At 36.1% G+C, this 16,306-nt stretch carries 14 protein-coding genes; 8 read left to right on the top strand and 6 right to left on the bottom strand.

The features are described from left to right. Positions 1-23: 23 nt before the first annotated feature. The 6 genes from porN to topA form a co-directional block, all read right to left on the bottom strand. Complete coding sequence (gene porN, locus LY01_RS10400) at positions 24-953, bottom strand: type IX secretion system ring subunit PorN/GldN (RefSeq protein ID WP_104515784.1); 930 nt, start codon at positions 951-953, stop codon at positions 24-26. Between the two features lie 20 nt (positions 954-973). Next, the gene (gene porM / locus LY01_RS10405) at positions 974-2,515 is read right to left on the bottom strand and encodes a type IX secretion system motor protein PorM/GldM (RefSeq protein ID WP_104515785.1); all 1,542 of its coding nucleotides are present in this window, start codon (positions 2,513-2,515) and stop codon (positions 974-976) included. A 47-nt stretch (positions 2,516-2,562) separates the two neighbouring features. Beyond that, complete coding sequence (porL, locus tag LY01_RS10410) at positions 2,563-3,216, bottom strand: type IX secretion system motor protein PorL/GldL (protein ID WP_104515786.1); 654 nt, start codon at positions 3,214-3,216, stop codon at positions 2,563-2,565. A gap of 56 nt (positions 3,217-3,272) precedes the next feature. Further along, entirely contained in the window at positions 3,273-4,652 is a 1,380-nt protein-coding gene (porK, locus tag LY01_RS10415; protein ID WP_104515787.1) for a T9SS ring complex lipoprotein PorK/GldK, read from the bottom strand. Between the two features lie 109 nt (positions 4,653-4,761). Next, positions 4,762-5,919 (bottom strand): formimidoylglutamase, encoded by a 1,158-nt coding sequence (locus LY01_RS10420; RefSeq protein WP_104515788.1) that lies wholly within the window; start codon positions 5,917-5,919, stop codon positions 4,762-4,764. A gap of 4 nt (positions 5,920-5,923) precedes the next feature. Beyond that, on the bottom strand, positions 5,924-8,467 hold the full coding sequence (topA, locus tag LY01_RS10425) for a type I DNA topoisomerase (RefSeq protein ID WP_104515789.1): 2,544 nt from the start codon (positions 8,465-8,467) through the stop codon (positions 5,924-5,926). A 362-nt stretch (positions 8,468-8,829) separates the two neighbouring features. On the opposite strand from topA, the gene miaB reads away from it, so the two are divergent. From miaB to LY01_RS10465, 8 genes are all read left to right on the top strand, one after another. Beyond that, on the top strand, positions 8,830-10,302 hold the full coding sequence (miaB, locus tag LY01_RS10430; protein WP_104515790.1) for a tRNA (N6-isopentenyl adenosine(37)-C2)-methylthiotransferase MiaB: 1,473 nt from the start codon (positions 8,830-8,832) through the stop codon (positions 10,300-10,302). A gap of 1 nt (position 10,303) precedes the next feature. After that, positions 10,304-11,605, top strand: a complete 1,302-nt coding sequence (locus tag LY01_RS10435) for a sigma 54-interacting transcriptional regulator (protein ID WP_104515791.1) — start codon at positions 10,304-10,306, stop codon at positions 11,603-11,605. Next, positions 11,595-12,107, top strand: coding sequence for an LPS assembly lipoprotein LptE (gene lptE / locus LY01_RS10440; protein ID WP_104515792.1), 513 nt, complete (start codon positions 11,595-11,597; stop codon positions 12,105-12,107). The genes LY01_RS10435 and lptE overlap by 11 nt, the downstream gene beginning before the upstream one ends. Further along, on the top strand, positions 12,101-13,000 hold the full coding sequence (locus LY01_RS10445; protein ID WP_104515793.1) for a hypothetical protein: 900 nt from the start codon (positions 12,101-12,103) through the stop codon (positions 12,998-13,000). The genes lptE and LY01_RS10445 overlap by 7 nt, the downstream gene beginning before the upstream one ends. Then, positions 13,000-13,350, top strand: a complete 351-nt coding sequence (secG, locus tag LY01_RS10450; protein WP_104515794.1) for a preprotein translocase subunit SecG — start codon at positions 13,000-13,002, stop codon at positions 13,348-13,350. The genes LY01_RS10445 and secG overlap by 1 nt, the downstream gene beginning before the upstream one ends. Before the next feature lie 142 nt (positions 13,351-13,492). Continuing rightward, positions 13,493-13,768: a co-chaperone GroES gene (locus tag LY01_RS10455; RefSeq protein ID WP_104515795.1), complete on the top strand. Its 276-nt coding sequence runs from the start codon at positions 13,493-13,495 to the stop codon at positions 13,766-13,768. Between the two features lie 98 nt (positions 13,769-13,866). Next, complete coding sequence (gene groL, locus LY01_RS10460) at positions 13,867-15,504, top strand: chaperonin GroEL (RefSeq protein WP_104515796.1); 1,638 nt, start codon at positions 13,867-13,869, stop codon at positions 15,502-15,504. A 131-nt stretch (positions 15,505-15,635) separates the two neighbouring features. After that, a complete protein-coding gene (locus LY01_RS10465) occupies positions 15,636-16,181 on the top strand; it encodes a hypothetical protein (RefSeq protein ID WP_104515797.1) in 546 nt (181 codons plus the stop codon). Positions 16,182-16,306: the final 125 nt, after the last annotated feature.

Here is a 16,306-nt window from a genome sequence, read left to right on the forward strand (position 1 = left end):
TTAATATTATCATACGTGAACTATTAATAGTTCCACATATCAATTTCAAAATTACGAACGATCTCCTTAAGTCTATCAGACTCTAGAAGTTGCATCATAGAGTTATCAGAAATATACTGATCGATCTCTCTATCTCCTTGAACGTTATCCATCTTATAAATAAGAGCATTGAATCTTCTTGAATTTAAAATGTGATCAAAAGAAATAGGTCTAGCAGAATTCAAAGTATTAAACGCTTTTGAATTATGTAACATCTCTCTTGCGTCTGGATAATAGATCCAAAACAACTCAACACCTGTTGGGTCATCTGGGAAGTTTACATCTGGAGTTACTGGACAAATACCCAATAATCTATATCTTAATTCGCTTTGACGTGTATCAAAATACCATAAACCTCTAATTCTATATTCCTTTACATCATCAGCACCTATAGCTTTAGTCTCGATATATTCATCAAAGCCAGGAATATTATAAGTAGTATCTATATCTAAAGGCCTAACACCTTCATCAACAACAACTCCTTCGTCATTAAGAACATCAATACCAGCATTGGTAATAATCTGACTTTTTAAAGTACTCTCAATATCTTTAAACTCACGAGCTTCGTTGAAATAAGAATCACCAAAAAGGGTAATCTCACCAGACATTGCCGCCTTAGTCAAGACATGATATAAAGAACGACGTTCCTTACCGACATAGTTAGTATCTACAGGATAGTATAATGGGAAATTAACTCTCTCATCAAGATCTATAGATTCCCATACCGTACGTTGCCATAAGATATCACGATCTCCTACAAAACCATAAGGTAATGGCTTATCGTTATCATTTTCCATTTGAGATTCAGTTTTAGTACCGAACTCAGCTGGACTTTTAGCGTTAAGGATATTGTTTTGTGCATAAGCCGTCCCTGAAAGAACAACTGCTGCCAATAAAACTATGATCTTATTCATAATTTGAATTTAAATTTTTATTAATCTGTAATTTCGATAGCGATGTCAGAAACACTCTTCACATTAACACCAGGCAATGACGCCTTGATTTTAGTAATCTGAACAATATCTCCCTTACGTGCTTTCTTCAAAGTATTCTTAGCAGATGAATTTAACTTAGTACCAGAAACAGGCACAGAAGGCTGTCCAGGAACTTTAAATAAGAAACCTGTAACACGAGGTTTTAAGTCAAAATCAAAGTCTAAAAACTCAGCAGAAACCGTAGAAATACCAAGGTTAGAACGTGTCTTACTCACATTTTCATAAGACTTACTTATCATACCTGTAGGACGAGGTAAATTCTTAATACGAAATTCTTTTGAATCTGAAACCTTAGCTCCATCAGGCAGAGTTCCTGTTACATTAATTTTAACAGTTTTACCTGAACCAGGACTCATCATATAACTATTACCGCTCTTCTTAGTTAAACCAGGTGCAGAAGCATTAACGCTATTTCCAGAAATACCTGCAAAAGAGATAGTCATTGGGTTAGCCACACCACGGTAAACAACATTCATCTTATCTGCAGCAATAGTTGCTGAATTAGGCTTAGGAATAGTTGCGAAAGATTGATCTACAACAACTTCTTTTTCCTCACCATCCTCGTCAAAATAAAGTGCACCAGTAATCTTATGATCACCTGCAGACCCTGCTCCAACTTTAAGACTAATCCTACCAGACTCGATAGTATATTGATTTTCACTAAGTGTATTACCGTCTAATTTAAGCTCTACTCTTTTAGGCTTTAAAGTTGCGTCTTTACGACCCAATACGATTTGACCATCAAAAGTTTCACCATTATAGTAAGCTGACTTAGGAGATTCCATAAGAGTAGTATAATTATCCATACTAACTTCTTTCTTCATCTGTCCAGCAAGTAAAGAACTAAGAACTTCAGCTTGTGTTGTTTTAACTTGACTTTGTAATAAAGTAACCTTAGCAATAGAAGCAATGATAGGATAACCTTTATAGTTATAGTCTAAATAAGACATTGTTACACCTTCACCGTTTTCTACATCACTAGGAGTAAATTTAGCACCTAATGCCGTTTGAATTTCCTTATTCTCAGGAACGATTGCTTGCATATCCTTACGGTAAGTATCCATTTTAGATAAAAACTCTTGACCATCTTCAGTAATAACACCTCCTTTAAGGAATTTTACGTCAAGAAAATCTCCTTTATCCATAGTTGCATAGTCAGTTGCATCTTCAACACTACCTTCCATTTCACCTTTAAGAGCTTCTAGATAAGAATAATAATCGTTAGAAATTTTTTCTACTTGCTCACCTTTAACTTTAAGCGGTGCATACTTCTCAGGTTGCTCACCAGCTAGCTCTGCTAATCCTGCCATAGCTGCATTATTCTTTGCAGTTGCAGCAACATTACTCTCTTCTATATTTACATTAAGTAAACCGAATGCATTAAGCACCTCTTTACTCATGTTTAATGCTAACATTGAGATAAAAACCAGATACATCAGGTTTACCATCTTCTGTCTTGGGGACTGTTTTCCTCCTGCCATAATATTCTAATTAGTTATTTTTAATAATAGTTTTAACAATAAACTAATTAAGCTTTCATAGCTCCTAACATGTTACCATAAACTCCGTTAAGAGAAGACAAGTTATTAGTAAGACCTGCCATTTGCTCTTGAAGTTTTGTTGCATTTTCTGCAATAGCTTCATTAGCTTGCGCTTGACGAGAAGAGCTTTCAACTTGAACTTTATAAAGGCTGTTTAAAGATTCCATTTGAGCAGCAGCAAGAGCCATTTCTTCAGAATATTTTTTAGTAGAAGACATTGCTTCAGCAGTTGGAGCAATTCCTTTAGCAGCACCTTCAAAAGAACGGATACTGTTACCTAAACTAGACATCAACTCACCATCAAGCTTAGCTTCTTTAAGCATAGCATCTAACTTTTGAGATAATAATCCTTGAGCATCTTTAGGCTCTTCTTTTTTAACGGCTTTTTTATTAGCTAATTGTCCACCAGCTAATTCTGGGTATACTAGAGACCAGTCTAATTCATCTTCTACTGGTTCAAATGCAGAGATAAAGAAAATAACTGCTTCAGTGATCAAACCGATCATAAGAAGGTTGTTTCCAGAAAAACCGTATCCGAAATCCCAGTGAAGGATTTTAAATAATGCTCCAACAATTACTACAGAGGCTCCGATACCGTAAGCCATGTTAAATATTTTCTTTGTTGTTTTAGACTGTGCCATTGTGTTAAGTTTTTTAAATTAAGTTAAGTTAAGTTATTATTTACTTGATTGAAAATCTAGTTAGTTGCAGCGTTAAGAGTAACATCAGTACCCATGTACGATTGTACCGTACGGAAACCTATATAACTTCTTGCGCTATCTTGATATTCATAATCACGTGTACCAACTTGAAGGAAATAAGAAACATCTTTCCAAGATCCACCACGTACACCTTTACGCTTATTACTCGCATCATTCACTACAGGACTCATAGAAGACATATGCTCATATGCACCAGCTTCATAAGAAGAGTTTACCCATTCTGAAACGTTACCTGCCATGTTATAAAGATTATACTCATTAGGCTCATATGCATCAGCCTCTACAGTATACAAAGCTTGATCAGCAGCATAATCACCTCTTAAAGGTTTAAAGTTAGCTAAGAAACAACCTCTATCATTCTTTGCATAAGGACCACCCCAAGGATAAGTCGCTCCTTCTAAACCACCACGAGCAGCATACTCCCATTCTGCCTCAGTAGGAAGACGGTATTCATTTACACGCTCTACATTTCTTTGCTTACGGTAAGCATTGTGATACAATGTTCTCCACTGACAAAAAGCTTTAGCCTGATTCCAGTTAACACCTACTACAGGGTAATCACTATATGCTTCATGATAGAAATAATCATTATGCATAGGCTCATTATAACTATAGTTAAAGTCACGAATCCATACAGTTGTATCAGGATAGATTTTTACAGGAACCTGCTCGATAAAATCTTTTCTTGACTTAGACTCATCACGGTTTCTAGCCGCCGCATTCACATCAAGACTCGTATAAGTAAAGATAATTTTCTCTGTATCAATAGTACGCTCTCCGTTATAAGCTTCTTCAAAAGGTATGATCATATTATCATAAACTTCTGCATAGAATTCATCCGGCATATCTTCCGTATCCCAAATTAAATCAATATCATGATTCAATTTACGACCTTCATAACCTGTAGGACCTAACCCTACATAGTTATCTTGAACATATTGCTCCCAAGGCGTTAACTCCTCTCCTTCAACCCCTTCAGAGTCAAGAAATGCAAACTCACCGATTCCATCATCTCCAGGAAGAGCTCCATTCTCATCAGCCATAATCGCAAGATTAGTTCTGAATAAAGAATCTCTTGTCCAGTAAACGAACTGACGATATTCTGCATTAGTAATTTCAGTTTCATCCATATAATAGGAAGGAACTGTAACGGTCTTAGTAGGCGCGTTACGAGTTGCCGCAATATCATCATCGGATTTACCCATAATAAATGCACCACCAGGCACTAACGTCATACCATAAGGTTTTTCTGGATGCCATTTCTTTCCACGCTCTCCTGTAACCATTCCTCGGTCTCCTTTTCCACAACTTGCAAACAGTGCTACTACTGCTAAAAGGACAAATAACTTTTTCATAAGGGTATTTTAAGTTTTCTTTATGAATTAAGGCCGTAAACCTATCTAAAAGATTTCGATTCCACAACTTTTTTTTATCAATAAATTAATATAAGAAAAGATTACTTCTCTATATTTCATTCTTACGTCTCGCTTTCAACCATCTATCAGGAAGAATTTGATCACATGCCATCTCATAATCTCGTCGATCGCATGGTAATAACGTATTTTGTTTTAGTTTATTATTAACATTTGAAATAAATGGTAATTCAATCCACCAGCGTCCACTATCATTAGATTTGTAAAAGGTAAGAATTTCGTCATCAATAGGTACTTTATAGATCATACATCCATTTGAGATATCGACAGGATACTCAAAACTTCGATAATTGAATCCTTCGATGAAGTACCAAATCATCTCTGCTGCAAGTTGAGCTCCAGAATTTCTCTCGCTATTAATCTCAAAAACTCCAAAAACTTTAAGCCGATCACTTATCCCTGCATATCTCGACAAACTGCATACTTGCTTTCCATCAAGTCCGTTTGGGTTTGCTTTTTTGTAAGAAAGATCTCCAGCTCTCACCACACTCATATCTACCCCAACAATATCTGCATCTCTAATAACAGGTTCAGCTAACGTAATATCATTATCCAAGTGCCCCAATCGTATTGCATCAAAATACATCCTATCTAAAAGATCTATCTCATCTTGTGAGTTAAAATAAGTCTGAAAACCTAGATTGCTATAATTAAATAAATTGTAAGGTTCTAACGCAATCATTTTACCTACATAACTGCGAGAAGTAATAGGTAGCTCAATATCACCTAAATCAAATCTGCAATCTACGTTCACCACGTTTATCATGTGTTGAAATTCGTCAAAAGCACGATATATAGGATACATTAAATCCTGACTACCTCCTAAGAATATAGGAATAATACCTTCTCTTAAGAAAAACTCCGTAATTTGTCGAACTACATAATACGTGTCTTCAACACTATCTCCAGCGTGAACATCTCCAAGATCTGCTAGCGCACTACTCCAGTTACCAGGATATAGTTCATATAATTTCTCACGCACATGGTCCAGGCTTTCCACTTGAAAAAGTGCATTAGAATCTCTACGATTTTCTAATACGCCTATAAGAACTAACTGCACACCTTTTAAACTAGGCAAGCCATCTTGTACAGTATGCAACCTTATAGTTTTTGCTATAGTCTGACTAGGTTGCAATTCGGCATGTGTAACAACGGTATCGTTGAGAGGTTTTAGAAACTCTAAAGCCATTTACTTATTTCTTTGTTGTTTTCTTTTTAACCGGTGTTTTTTTCTTAGCAACGGTTTTCTTTTTTGCAGGCGCCTTCTTTTTAGCCGCTGCTTTTTTCTTAGGAGCCTTTTTTGCGATAAGCTCTTGAGCTTTTTCTAATGTTATTTTCAACGGATCGATATCCTTAGAAAGCTCAACCTTAATCTTTCCTTTAATAACATTATGCCTACCCCATCTAGCCTTCTCAATTCGTATTCCCTCTTCTTCCCAGTCTACGATAAGCTTATCCTTCTCTTTCTGAATCTTGTCCTTTATCAAGGTTTCAATATCGTCATTAGAAAGATTATCAAAATCATATTTCTTGTTTACAGAAATAAACATGCCTGCCCATTTAATATACGGACCAAAACGACCAACACCTTTAGTCACAGGCTGCTCGTCATAACTATAAATAGGAGCATCTGCTTTTTCTTTCATCTGAATCAACTCTGCAGCACGCTCAAATGTAAGAGTCATAGGGTCATCATCCTTCTCTAGACTTACAAAGGTCTTTTCATTAAATTTCACATAGGGACCAAAACGCCCTTGATTCACCTCTACTGGATAACCATTATACTCACCTACAGTTCTAGGCAATTTAAACAACTCCATTACCTCTTCTAGAGTAATCGTATTCAGGTGTTGAGTAGGTAACAAACTAGCAAACTCAGGTTTCTCTTCATCTTCTACTGTACCTATTTGCGCCATAGCACCGAATCTTCCTAAACGCACACTAATAGGCTTACCACTTTCTGGATGGACTCCTAATACACGTTCTCCCACTTCACGCTCTGCATTTTCAGCAACATCTTGTACCGTAGGATGAAAACTCTTATAAAAATGCCCCATCATGTCGGTCCATTCCTCCTTACCTTCGGCGATATTATCAAAAGACTCTTCCACATTTGCTGTGAAATTATAATCTAAAATACTACCAAAGTGTTCTACTAAAAAGCTGTTCACAACTCTACCAACATCGGTAGGAATCATTTTATTTTTATCAGACCCAGTCTTTTCAGTAAGCTTTTTCTCTGCCACCTTATCTTTACTTAAAGTAAGTTGAACATAATCACGCTCTAGACCTTCTGACTGTCCTTTTTCTATATATTTTCTATTTTGAATAGTGGTAATAGTAGGCGCATATGTAGATGGACGTCCTATACCTAATTCTTCTAACTGTTTAACTAGAGACGCTTCAGTATACCTGTAAGGTGGTCTAGTAAACCTCTCTGTAGCCGTAATTCTTTTATTTAGTAACGATTGCCCTATTTTAAGATCTGGTAATAATCCTTGCTGCTCAAGATCTTCATCATCCGTACTTTCTAAATATACTTTTAAGAAACCTTCAAACTTTACAATCTCACCACTAGCAGTAAAATTCTTCTCATGCTTATCTGCAGATATAGTAACATTAGTTCGTTCTAATTTTGCATCACTCATCTGACTTGCAATTGCTCTTTTCCAGATCAATTCATACAGACGTATCTGGTCGCGATCTGCTCCAGAACTATGGACAGCAAAATTAGTAGGACGTATAGCCTCATGCGCCTCTTGAGCACCTTTAGACTTTCCTTTATAATTACGTTCCTTATGGAATTCACTTCCATAAGCTTTATGTATCTCCTCTTCAGCACCTTGCTTTGCCTCCTTACTTAAGTTAACAGAATCTGTTCTCATATAAGTAATTAAACCAGCCTCATAAAGACGCTGTGCTAGTTGCATGGTGCGACTTACGTTAAAAAACAATTTACGTGATGCTTCTTGTTGTAAAGTAGAAGTAGTAAATGGTGGTGCTGGAGATTTTTTAGCCGGCTTTTTAACAAGGTCTGCTACTTCAAATTTAGCCCCTTTATTTACCTCAAGAAAATCTTGAGCCTCTTTAAGTGACTTTAAATTGCTAGGTAGCTTTGCTTTAAGTAACGCTCCTTCTTCCGTATTAAAATCTGCATCGACTCTGAAAAAATTATCAGAATTAAAGTTCAGTATTTCATCCTCACGTTCTACGATTAAACGCACAGCTACCGACTGTACACGTCCTGCGCTCGCTCCACCTTTTACCTTACGCCATAAAATAGGTGAAATTTCATACCCAACTATACGATCTAGTATACGACGCGCTTGTTGCGCATTAACTAGGTCATAATCTATAGTACGTGGGTTATCAATCGCGTTTTGCACAGCACTTTTAGTAATCGCATTAAACACGATACGCTTAATATTTCCTGCTTTAAGATCCAGTTGTTCTGCCAGGTGCCAGGCAATGGCCTCACCTTCTCGATCCTCATCACTTGCTAGCCAGACCATTTCTGCATCGGCAGCCATTTTTTTGAGTTTTCTAACAAGATCCTTCTTGTCACTACTCACTATGTATTTAGGCTCAAAATTCTTATCTACATCTACACCTAATTCCTTAGAAGGTAAGTCTGCAATATGCCCAAAACTGGACGCCACTTTAAAATCTTTACCTAGAAATTTTTCTATCGTTTTCGCCTTAGCCGGCGACTCTACAATAACAAGATTCTTTGCCATTAAACTATGATTTTTGAAATGCAAAGGTATGAGTTATTTTTATGACCTCCACAAACATCTGTTAAACAAGTAGTTAAAAAGACTCTTGAAATTTTAAACCGTTCAGTTCTTGACGTTTAACCTTAGGCACATATCTGTATCTTACCATTATTTTACTCTATAAAAATGTTTTTTTGTGTAAAAAGACGTTTAGAATTCCGCTTTCGCGAAAGCGAAACCACATCAAAAACCGTCCTTATTATATTGTTTATTACCTCTATGAAAGGAGGCCTTAAATTAGGTTGAAAAAATATTAACCAACTTAATGCTGCCATTGTGTCATAAAACATATCTTTGCAACGTTATATTAATGATGACGATTGATGGAAAAGATTATTGAAGAAGATAAGCAAGGGACTGCTGTCGTGTTAGAACACAATGCCACCAACACACGCAAACTCTATATAGAAAGTTACGGATGTCAGATGAATTTTTCTGATAGTGAGATAGTTGCTTCTATTCTTGCAAAAGAAGGATTCAACACTACTAACAACATGGAGGAAGCTGATCTAGTATTAGTTAACACCTGTTCTATTAGAGACAAAGCCGAACAAACTGTACGTAAAAGATTAGAAAAATATAACCGTGTTAAGGAACGTAAGAACCCTAACATGAAAGTAGGTGTTCTAGGCTGCATGGCCGAAAGGTTGAAATCTAAGTTTCTTGAAGAAGAAAAAATAGTAGATATGGTCGTAGGACCAGATGCTTATAAAGACCTACCTAATCTCGTTGCAGAAATAGATGAAGGAAGAGATGCTGTAAATGTACTTCTATCTAAAGAAGAGACTTATGGAGACATCGCGCCGGTAAGATTAAATTCAAATGGAGTAACTGCTTTTGTATCTATTACCAGAGGTTGTGATAACATGTGCACGTTTTGTGTAGTACCATTTACTCGTGGTCGTGAACGCAGTCGTGACCCACATTCTATTCTAGAAGAGGTAAATGATTTATGGAATAAGGGTTTTAAAGAAATCACTTTATTAGGACAGAATGTAGATTCTTTCTTGTGGTACGGTGGTGGTCTTAAAAAAGATTTTAAGAAAGCTAGTAAAATGGCAAAGGCCACTGCGGTAGATTTTGCTCAATTATTACACAAAGTAGCAAACGCACATCCAGACTTAAGAATACGTTTTTCTACAAGTAATCCACAAGATATCAGTGATGATGTTTTACATGCTATTGCAGCCCATAGAAACATATGTAATTACATACACCTGCCTGTACAGTCTGGCAGCAATCGTATCTTAAAAGAAATGAACAGACTACACACTCGTGAAGAATACATGAATCTAATAGATCGTGTACACGCTATTATACCAGAATGTGCGGTCTCTCAAGATATGATCACTGGTTTCCCAACAGAAACAGAAGAAGACCATCAAGACACTTTAAGTCTTATGGAATATGTAAAGTATGATTATGGATTCATGTTTTCTTATTCTGAGCGACCAGGAACAATGGCAGCTCGTAAACTAGAAGACGATGTACCTGAAGAAGTAAAAAGCAGGAGACTTAGTGAGATTATAGCCGTACAAAGAAGAACTGGTCATGAAAGAGCACAATACTTTGTAGGTAAAACAGTAGAATGCCTCATTGAAAAGGAATCTAAAAAATCTGATCGACACTGGGCTGGAAGAAATACCCAAAACTACGTTGCTATTTTTGATAAAGAAGATTACAAAGTAGGTGAATATGTTATGGTAGAAATTACAGACTGTACAAGCGCTACTCTTAAAGGAAAAGCTATAGGGTATAGCGACATGAAAGGACCATTAACTTACGACACCGTATAATATGGAAAGTGTACAATCAGTAAAACAGCGTTTTGAATTAATAGGTAATGATCCCGGCTTTAATAGAGCGATAGAAAAGTCATTACAGGTCGCTCCTACAGATATTTCTGTACTTGTTACTGGAGAGAGTGGAGTCGGTAAAGAAAGTATACCCAAAATCATACACTCACAATCTTTTAGGAAACATGCAAAATATATCGCTGTAAACTGTGGTGCAATCCCAGAGGGAACCATAGACTCAGAATTATTTGGTCATGAAAAAGGTGCTTTTACAGGTGCCACTTCTACTAGATCTGGATATTTTGAGGTAGCAGACGGCGGAACCATATTCCTGGACGAAGTAGGAGAATTACCGCTACCTACACAAGTACGTTTATTACGTGTATTAGAAAATGGTGAGTTTCTTAAAGTAGGATCTTCTACCACACAAAAAACTGATGTACGCATAGTTGCAGCCACTAACGTAAGAATGTATGATGCGATTGAAAAAGGAAAATTTAGAGAAGACCTTTACTACAGACTAAGCACTGTAGAAATAGACTTACCGCCATTAAGAGAACGCAAGGGAGATATTCATTTGCTTTTCAGAAAATTTGCAAGTGATTTTGCAATGAAGTACAAGATGCCCACTTTGCGTCTAGATGAAAATGCTATCTCCATGCTTACCAATTATAGATGGAGTGGTAACATAAGACAGTTGCGCAACATTGCAGAGCAAATAAGTGTTCTAGAAAAAGAAAGAAATATAACCGCCGCAACTTTACACAATTACTTACCAGACGCTGGTAAAAACTTACCTGCTGTTATAGGTGAGAAGAAAAAAACCGATAGTGAGTTTGCAAACGAGCGTGAGATCTTGTACAAAGTCTTATTTGACATGAAAAATGACTTGAACGATCTCAAAAAACTCACCAATGAGTTGATGGAAAAAGGTAACGCAAAAGATGTAAGAGAAGAGAATCCTGGTTTAATTAAACGTATTTATGGGAACCATAAAGAAAATGAGCAGGATTATGAAGACGTTATAGATAACGCATACGACTACACACAAGAAGAACACATAGCGCCTGTTCAAAAAGCAAACATAGATAATCACTATGTAGAACCTGTACAACCTAGTAGTGACCGTTATGACTTTGCACAAGAAATAGAAGAAGAAGAATCACTTTCTCTAGCCGATAAGGAAATAGAACTGATTAAAAAATCGTTAGACAGACATAAAGGTAAAAGAAAAGCCGCTGCAGACGATCTAGGGATCTCAGAGCGCACTCTATACCGTAAAATAAAACAATATGATCTTTAAGAATCTACGCTTTTTAATTATTGGACTCGCTTTTTTAAGCTTAAGTTCTTGTGGGCTTTATAGTTTAAGTGGAGTAACCATACCGGCAGACATTAAGACCTATCAAGTAGATTACTTCGGTTATCAGGCAACCTTAGTAGAACCAGGTATAGAAAGAGATTTTAAAATAAAATTAGAAGAACTTATTCAAGATCAATCATCTTTAAATCTAGTTACTAAAAATGGCGATTACATATATCAAGGAGAAATTACTAGATACTACATCGCTCCTATGACTGCTACCGCAAATAGTACAGCCTCTCAAAACCGATTAACTATAGAGATAAATGTACGATTTACAGACACTAAGAGAGACGAAGAGAGTTTTGAAAAGAAATACAGTTTTTTCTATGACTACAGCGCAAATGTGCAATTACAAGGCGCTGCTCTAGAAACAGCCCTAGAGGTAATCTATGAGCAAATCACACAAGATATTGTAAACGACACACTAGCTAAATGGTAGATGTAAATCACATAAATAATGTACTTGCACAACCTGACCAGGTCACTGTAGATCATATAGCCTTGCTACAAGAGACACTTATAAAGTTCCCATATTTCCAGGCGGCTCGCAGCATTTATCTTAAAGGACTAAAAAATGAAAGCAGTCCTTTATATAATAAAGAATTACAAAGGACAGCCTCACACACTACAGACAGATCCGTATTATTTGACTTCATCACGTCAGATTCATTTATACAGAATAAAGTTAGTGAACAAATAAAGCAACTTCGAGAAGAAGAAAAGGAAAACGAAAATGTTGAAAATACATTATCAACTACTCCTGAAGTACTTGCTATTCAAAAACCTATAGAAGAAGACTTTAATGCCAGCACTGATTTCACGCAAGTAACAGATATAGATCTTTTTGAAAAAAAGAAAAGCACCTCTATAGCAGATGAGCCATTAGAGTTTAACAAAAATGAAACCTATAGTTTCTCTCAGTGGTTGCAATTAACCAGTCTTCAACCTATTGATAGAACAACGCAAATTGAAGATGAAAAGCAGGTTACTTCAAAAAAAGAAGAAGAAATAAATGAAAATTTAATATCTTCAGAAATAATTCAGGAAGAAGATGATCGCGCTAGAAAGATGGCTCGCATTGATCAATTTCTTGCCGAAAAACCAAAGATAAAGCCTCGTAAATCGCCCAGTCCCTCGATTAATGTAGCAAATCAATATCAAGATCCGAGTCAATTTATGACTGAAACTCTTGCTAAAGTTTACCTTGCACAAAAAAACTATTCCAAAGCCTTGAAGGCTTATGAGATTTTAGTATTGCAACATCCAGAAAAAAGTGGTTTATTTGCAGACCAAATTCAAGAAATTAAGAATTTACAAAGTAACAACACATAATGACAACATTTTATATTTTTTTAGCACTCATCGTTTTAGTAGCATTTTTACTAATAGTAGTTATCATGGTACAAAACCCTAAAGGAGGTGGTTTATCTTCTAGCTTTGGTGGTGGCGGCACACAACAATTAGGTGGTGTAAAGAAAACAGGTGATTTTTTAGATAAAAGTACATGGATACTTTCTACTGCACTTCTTGTCCTTATACTTCTTGCTAGTACATCTTTAATTCAAGGTAAGTCTGTAAGCTCTATCCAGGTAACAGATCCTACAGCTGTAGAAAGCACAACTAACAATATACCTAGCGATGCTACTAACACTACTGAAGGTACAGATACTGACAGTAAATAGTAAATCACTACATCATAAACTGACAAAATATCCAGCCCACAAGGCTGGATATTTTTGTTTACAGAAGTTTTGTCAGTGAAAATAAATTGGCATATTTATGGAACTCCCAACATCATTAATAATCAAATAAACATTTTTTAAAATGGCATTAAATATTCAACCTTTATCAGACAGAGTAGTTATAGAACCAACTGCTGCAGAGCAAAAAACAGCTTCTGGTTTATATATTCCTGATACAGCAAAAGAAAAACCTCAACAAGGTAAAGTAGTTGCTGTAGGAAATGGAAAAAAAGATCACGACATGACTGTAAAAGTGGGTGATACCGTTCTTTATGGTAAATACAGTGGTACAGAATTAAAATTAGACGGTAGCGATTACCTTATCATGCGAGAGGATGATATTCTAGCGATAGTTTAATAAAATGATCCGCTTTCGCGAAAGCGAGAACAACATCAATAATTTTAACGATTAAAAAAACAACTGTTCAAAACAGTAAATTTTAAAAAATTAAAGAAATGGCTAAAGACATAAAATTTGATATAGAAGCAAGAGACGGAATCAAACGTGGAGTTGACGCACTTGCTAATGCAGTAAAAGTAACATTAGGCCCTAAAGGTCGTAATGTAATTATAGGTAAATCATTTGGTGCTCCTGTAGTAACAAAAGATGGGGTAAGTGTTGCCAAAGAAATCGAGCTAGAAAACGAGCTGGAAAACATGGGTGCGCAAATGGTAAAAGAAGTTGCTTCTAGAACTAATGACCTTGCAGGTGATGGTACTACAACTGCTACTGTACTTGCACAAGCTATCGTAAAAGAAGGTCTTAAAAATGTAGCTGCTGGAGCAAATCCTATGGATTTAAAACGCGGTATCGACAAAGCTGTTGAATCTATCGTAAAAGATCTTGAAAAGCAAGCTAAAAAGGTAGGTGACTCTAGCGAGATGATTAAGCAAGTAGCATCTATATCTGCAAATAATGACGAGGTAGTAGGTGATCTTATCGCTAAGGCTTTTGGAAAAGTAGGTAAAGAAGGTGTTATCACCGTAGAAGAAGCTAAAGGAACCGAGACTTACGTGGACGTAGTAGAAGGAATGCAGTTCGATCGTGGATATCTATCTCCATACTTCGTAACTAATTCTGAAAAGATGACTACCGAACTGGAGAATCCATACATCTTGTTATTCGACAAGAAGATCTCTACCATGAAAGAATTAATGCCAGTTCTAGAACCAGTTGCTCAGACTGGTAAACCTCTCCTTATTATTGCTGAAGATGTAGATGGAGAAGCTCTTGCCACATTAGTAGTAAACAAATTAAGAGGTTCTTTAAAAATTGCTGCTGTTAAAGCACCAGGTTTTGGAGATAGAAGAAAAGCTATGTTAGAAGACATTGCTATTCTTACTGGCGGTACTGTAATATCTGAAGAAAGAGGATTTACTTTAGAAAACACAACTCTAGAAATGCTAGGTACTTGTGAAAAAGCAGATATCAATAAAGATAACACAACTCTAGTTAACGGTGCTGGTAATAATGCCGATATTAAATCTAGAGTAGGACAGATCAAATCTCAAATTGAGAATACTACATCTGACTATGATAAAGAAAAACTTCAAGAACGTCTAGCAAAACTTGCAGGTGGTGTTGCTGTACTTTATGTAGGTGCTGCAAGTGAAGTAGAAATGAAAGAAAAGAAGGACCGTGTAGATGACGCACTTCATGCAACTCGTGCAGCTGTAGAAGAAGGTATTGTAGCCGGTGGTGGTGTTGCTCTAGTACGTGCAAAATCTGTTCTTTCTAAAGTTAAAGCTAACAATGCAGACGAAGAAACAGGAATCTCTATCGTAGCTCGTGCTATAGAAGCACCTCTAAGAACTATCGTAGAAAATGCTGGTGGTGAAGGAAGTGTTGTCGTATCAAAAGTATTAGAAACTAAAGGATCTAATGGTTATGATGCCAAAAACGATAAATATGTAGACATGCTTAAAGAAGGAATTATCGATCCTAAAAAAGTAACGCGTGTTGCATTAGAAAATGCAGCATCTGTTTCTGGAATGATACTTACTACAGAGTGTGCACTTATAGAAATTAAGGAAGATAACGCTGGTGGCGGTATGCCTGCTGGTATGCCAGGAGGAATGGGCGGAATGATGTAAATTATTTTTCTTAACCTTATTTTAAATAAAAGCCATCTCTTAAGAGATGGCTTTTATATTTTAATTAACTCACGTACATTGGGCTATATAAAATATAGAATCCCAAAAACCGTTAATCATAAAACCGAACTATGAAATATTTAAGTATTCTTTTTCTACTAACTTTATTAGTAAGCTGTAAAGAAGATAAAGAAATCACCACTAGCCTACCTCCTGCAAATGAAAACACCGCAGCCACTTCTACTGACCAACACGCAGATAGTAACACAGTAACCTCAGCTACAAAAAGCAATGCAATAGTCGCTAGTGGCAGCGTTACTGATTTTTTAAAAGATATAAAGTCGTTTGCTCGATCTGAAAAAGGGAACTCTATTGAAAATTTTCAAAAACTTGCCGATGACACCGCAGCAGAAAAAATCGATATTTCAAAAGAAAACTTTGGAGAAGCTTTAAAAAAAGCTACAGATTTTAAATACATTTTTATCACCGTAGAAAACCATACAGTAGTAAAAATAGACGATGTCTCTAAGTGCAAACCATCAGGATCATGGGCAACATGTGTCCCTTATGCACAAGGCTATATTAAAAAAGGCGACATGATCTACCAAGAAGATTATGCTAATAATATAATAGGCCTACCTAACGATCAGAAACGAACGATGTATTTATTTAACTAGTCTTAAATAATAAAATGAGTTCAAAGTAAGAATTTTATCAAAAAAAAAAATTAGTGAGTTAACAAAACACCCTTGTTGCTTAATCTAAAAATGAACTTACATTAAAAAAATAGAGATCGCTATTT

The sequence above is a fragment of the Nonlabens xylanidelens genome, from assembly GCF_002934445.1.
Lineage (GTDB): Bacteria > Bacteroidota > Bacteroidia > Flavobacteriales > Flavobacteriaceae > Nonlabens > Nonlabens xylanidelens.

Bases quoted from the DNA above. Each gene is read 5' to 3' on its own strand.
- LY01_RS10445 (WP_104515793.1), top strand. From the start codon at position 12,101: ATGGTAGATGTAAATCACATAAATAATGTACTTGCACAACCTGACCAG.
- porK (WP_104515787.1), bottom strand. From the start codon at position 4,652: ATGAAAAAGTTATTTGTCCTTTTAGCAGTAGTAGCACTGTTTGCAAGT.
- topA (WP_104515789.1), bottom strand. From the start codon at position 8,467: ATGGCAAAGAATCTTGTTATTGTAGAGTCGCCGGCTAAGGCGAAAACG.
- porL (WP_104515786.1), bottom strand. From the start codon at position 3,216: ATGGCACAGTCTAAAACAACAAAGAAAATATTTAACATGGCTTACGGT.
- LY01_RS10465 (WP_104515797.1), top strand. From the start codon at position 15,636: ATGAAATATTTAAGTATTCTTTTTCTACTAACTTTATTAGTAAGCTGT.
- LY01_RS10435 (WP_104515791.1), top strand. From the start codon at position 10,304: ATGGAAAGTGTACAATCAGTAAAACAGCGTTTTGAATTAATAGGTAAT.
- groL (WP_104515796.1), top strand. From the start codon at position 13,867: ATGGCTAAAGACATAAAATTTGATATAGAAGCAAGAGACGGAATCAAA.
- LY01_RS10455 (WP_104515795.1), top strand. From the start codon at position 13,493: ATGGCATTAAATATTCAACCTTTATCAGACAGAGTAGTTATAGAACCA.
- porN (WP_104515784.1), bottom strand. From the start codon at position 953: ATGAATAAGATCATAGTTTTATTGGCAGCAGTTGTTCTTTCAGGGACG.
- lptE (WP_104515792.1), top strand. From the start codon at position 11,595: ATGATCTTTAAGAATCTACGCTTTTTAATTATTGGACTCGCTTTTTTA.
- LY01_RS10420 (WP_104515788.1), bottom strand. From the start codon at position 5,919: ATGGCTTTAGAGTTTCTAAAACCTCTCAACGATACCGTTGTTACACAT.
- porM (WP_104515785.1), bottom strand. From the start codon at position 2,515: ATGGCAGGAGGAAAACAGTCCCCAAGACAGAAGATGGTAAACCTGATG.
- miaB (WP_104515790.1), top strand. From the start codon at position 8,830: ATGGAAAAGATTATTGAAGAAGATAAGCAAGGGACTGCTGTCGTGTTA.
- secG (WP_104515794.1), top strand. From the start codon at position 13,000: ATGACAACATTTTATATTTTTTTAGCACTCATCGTTTTAGTAGCATTT.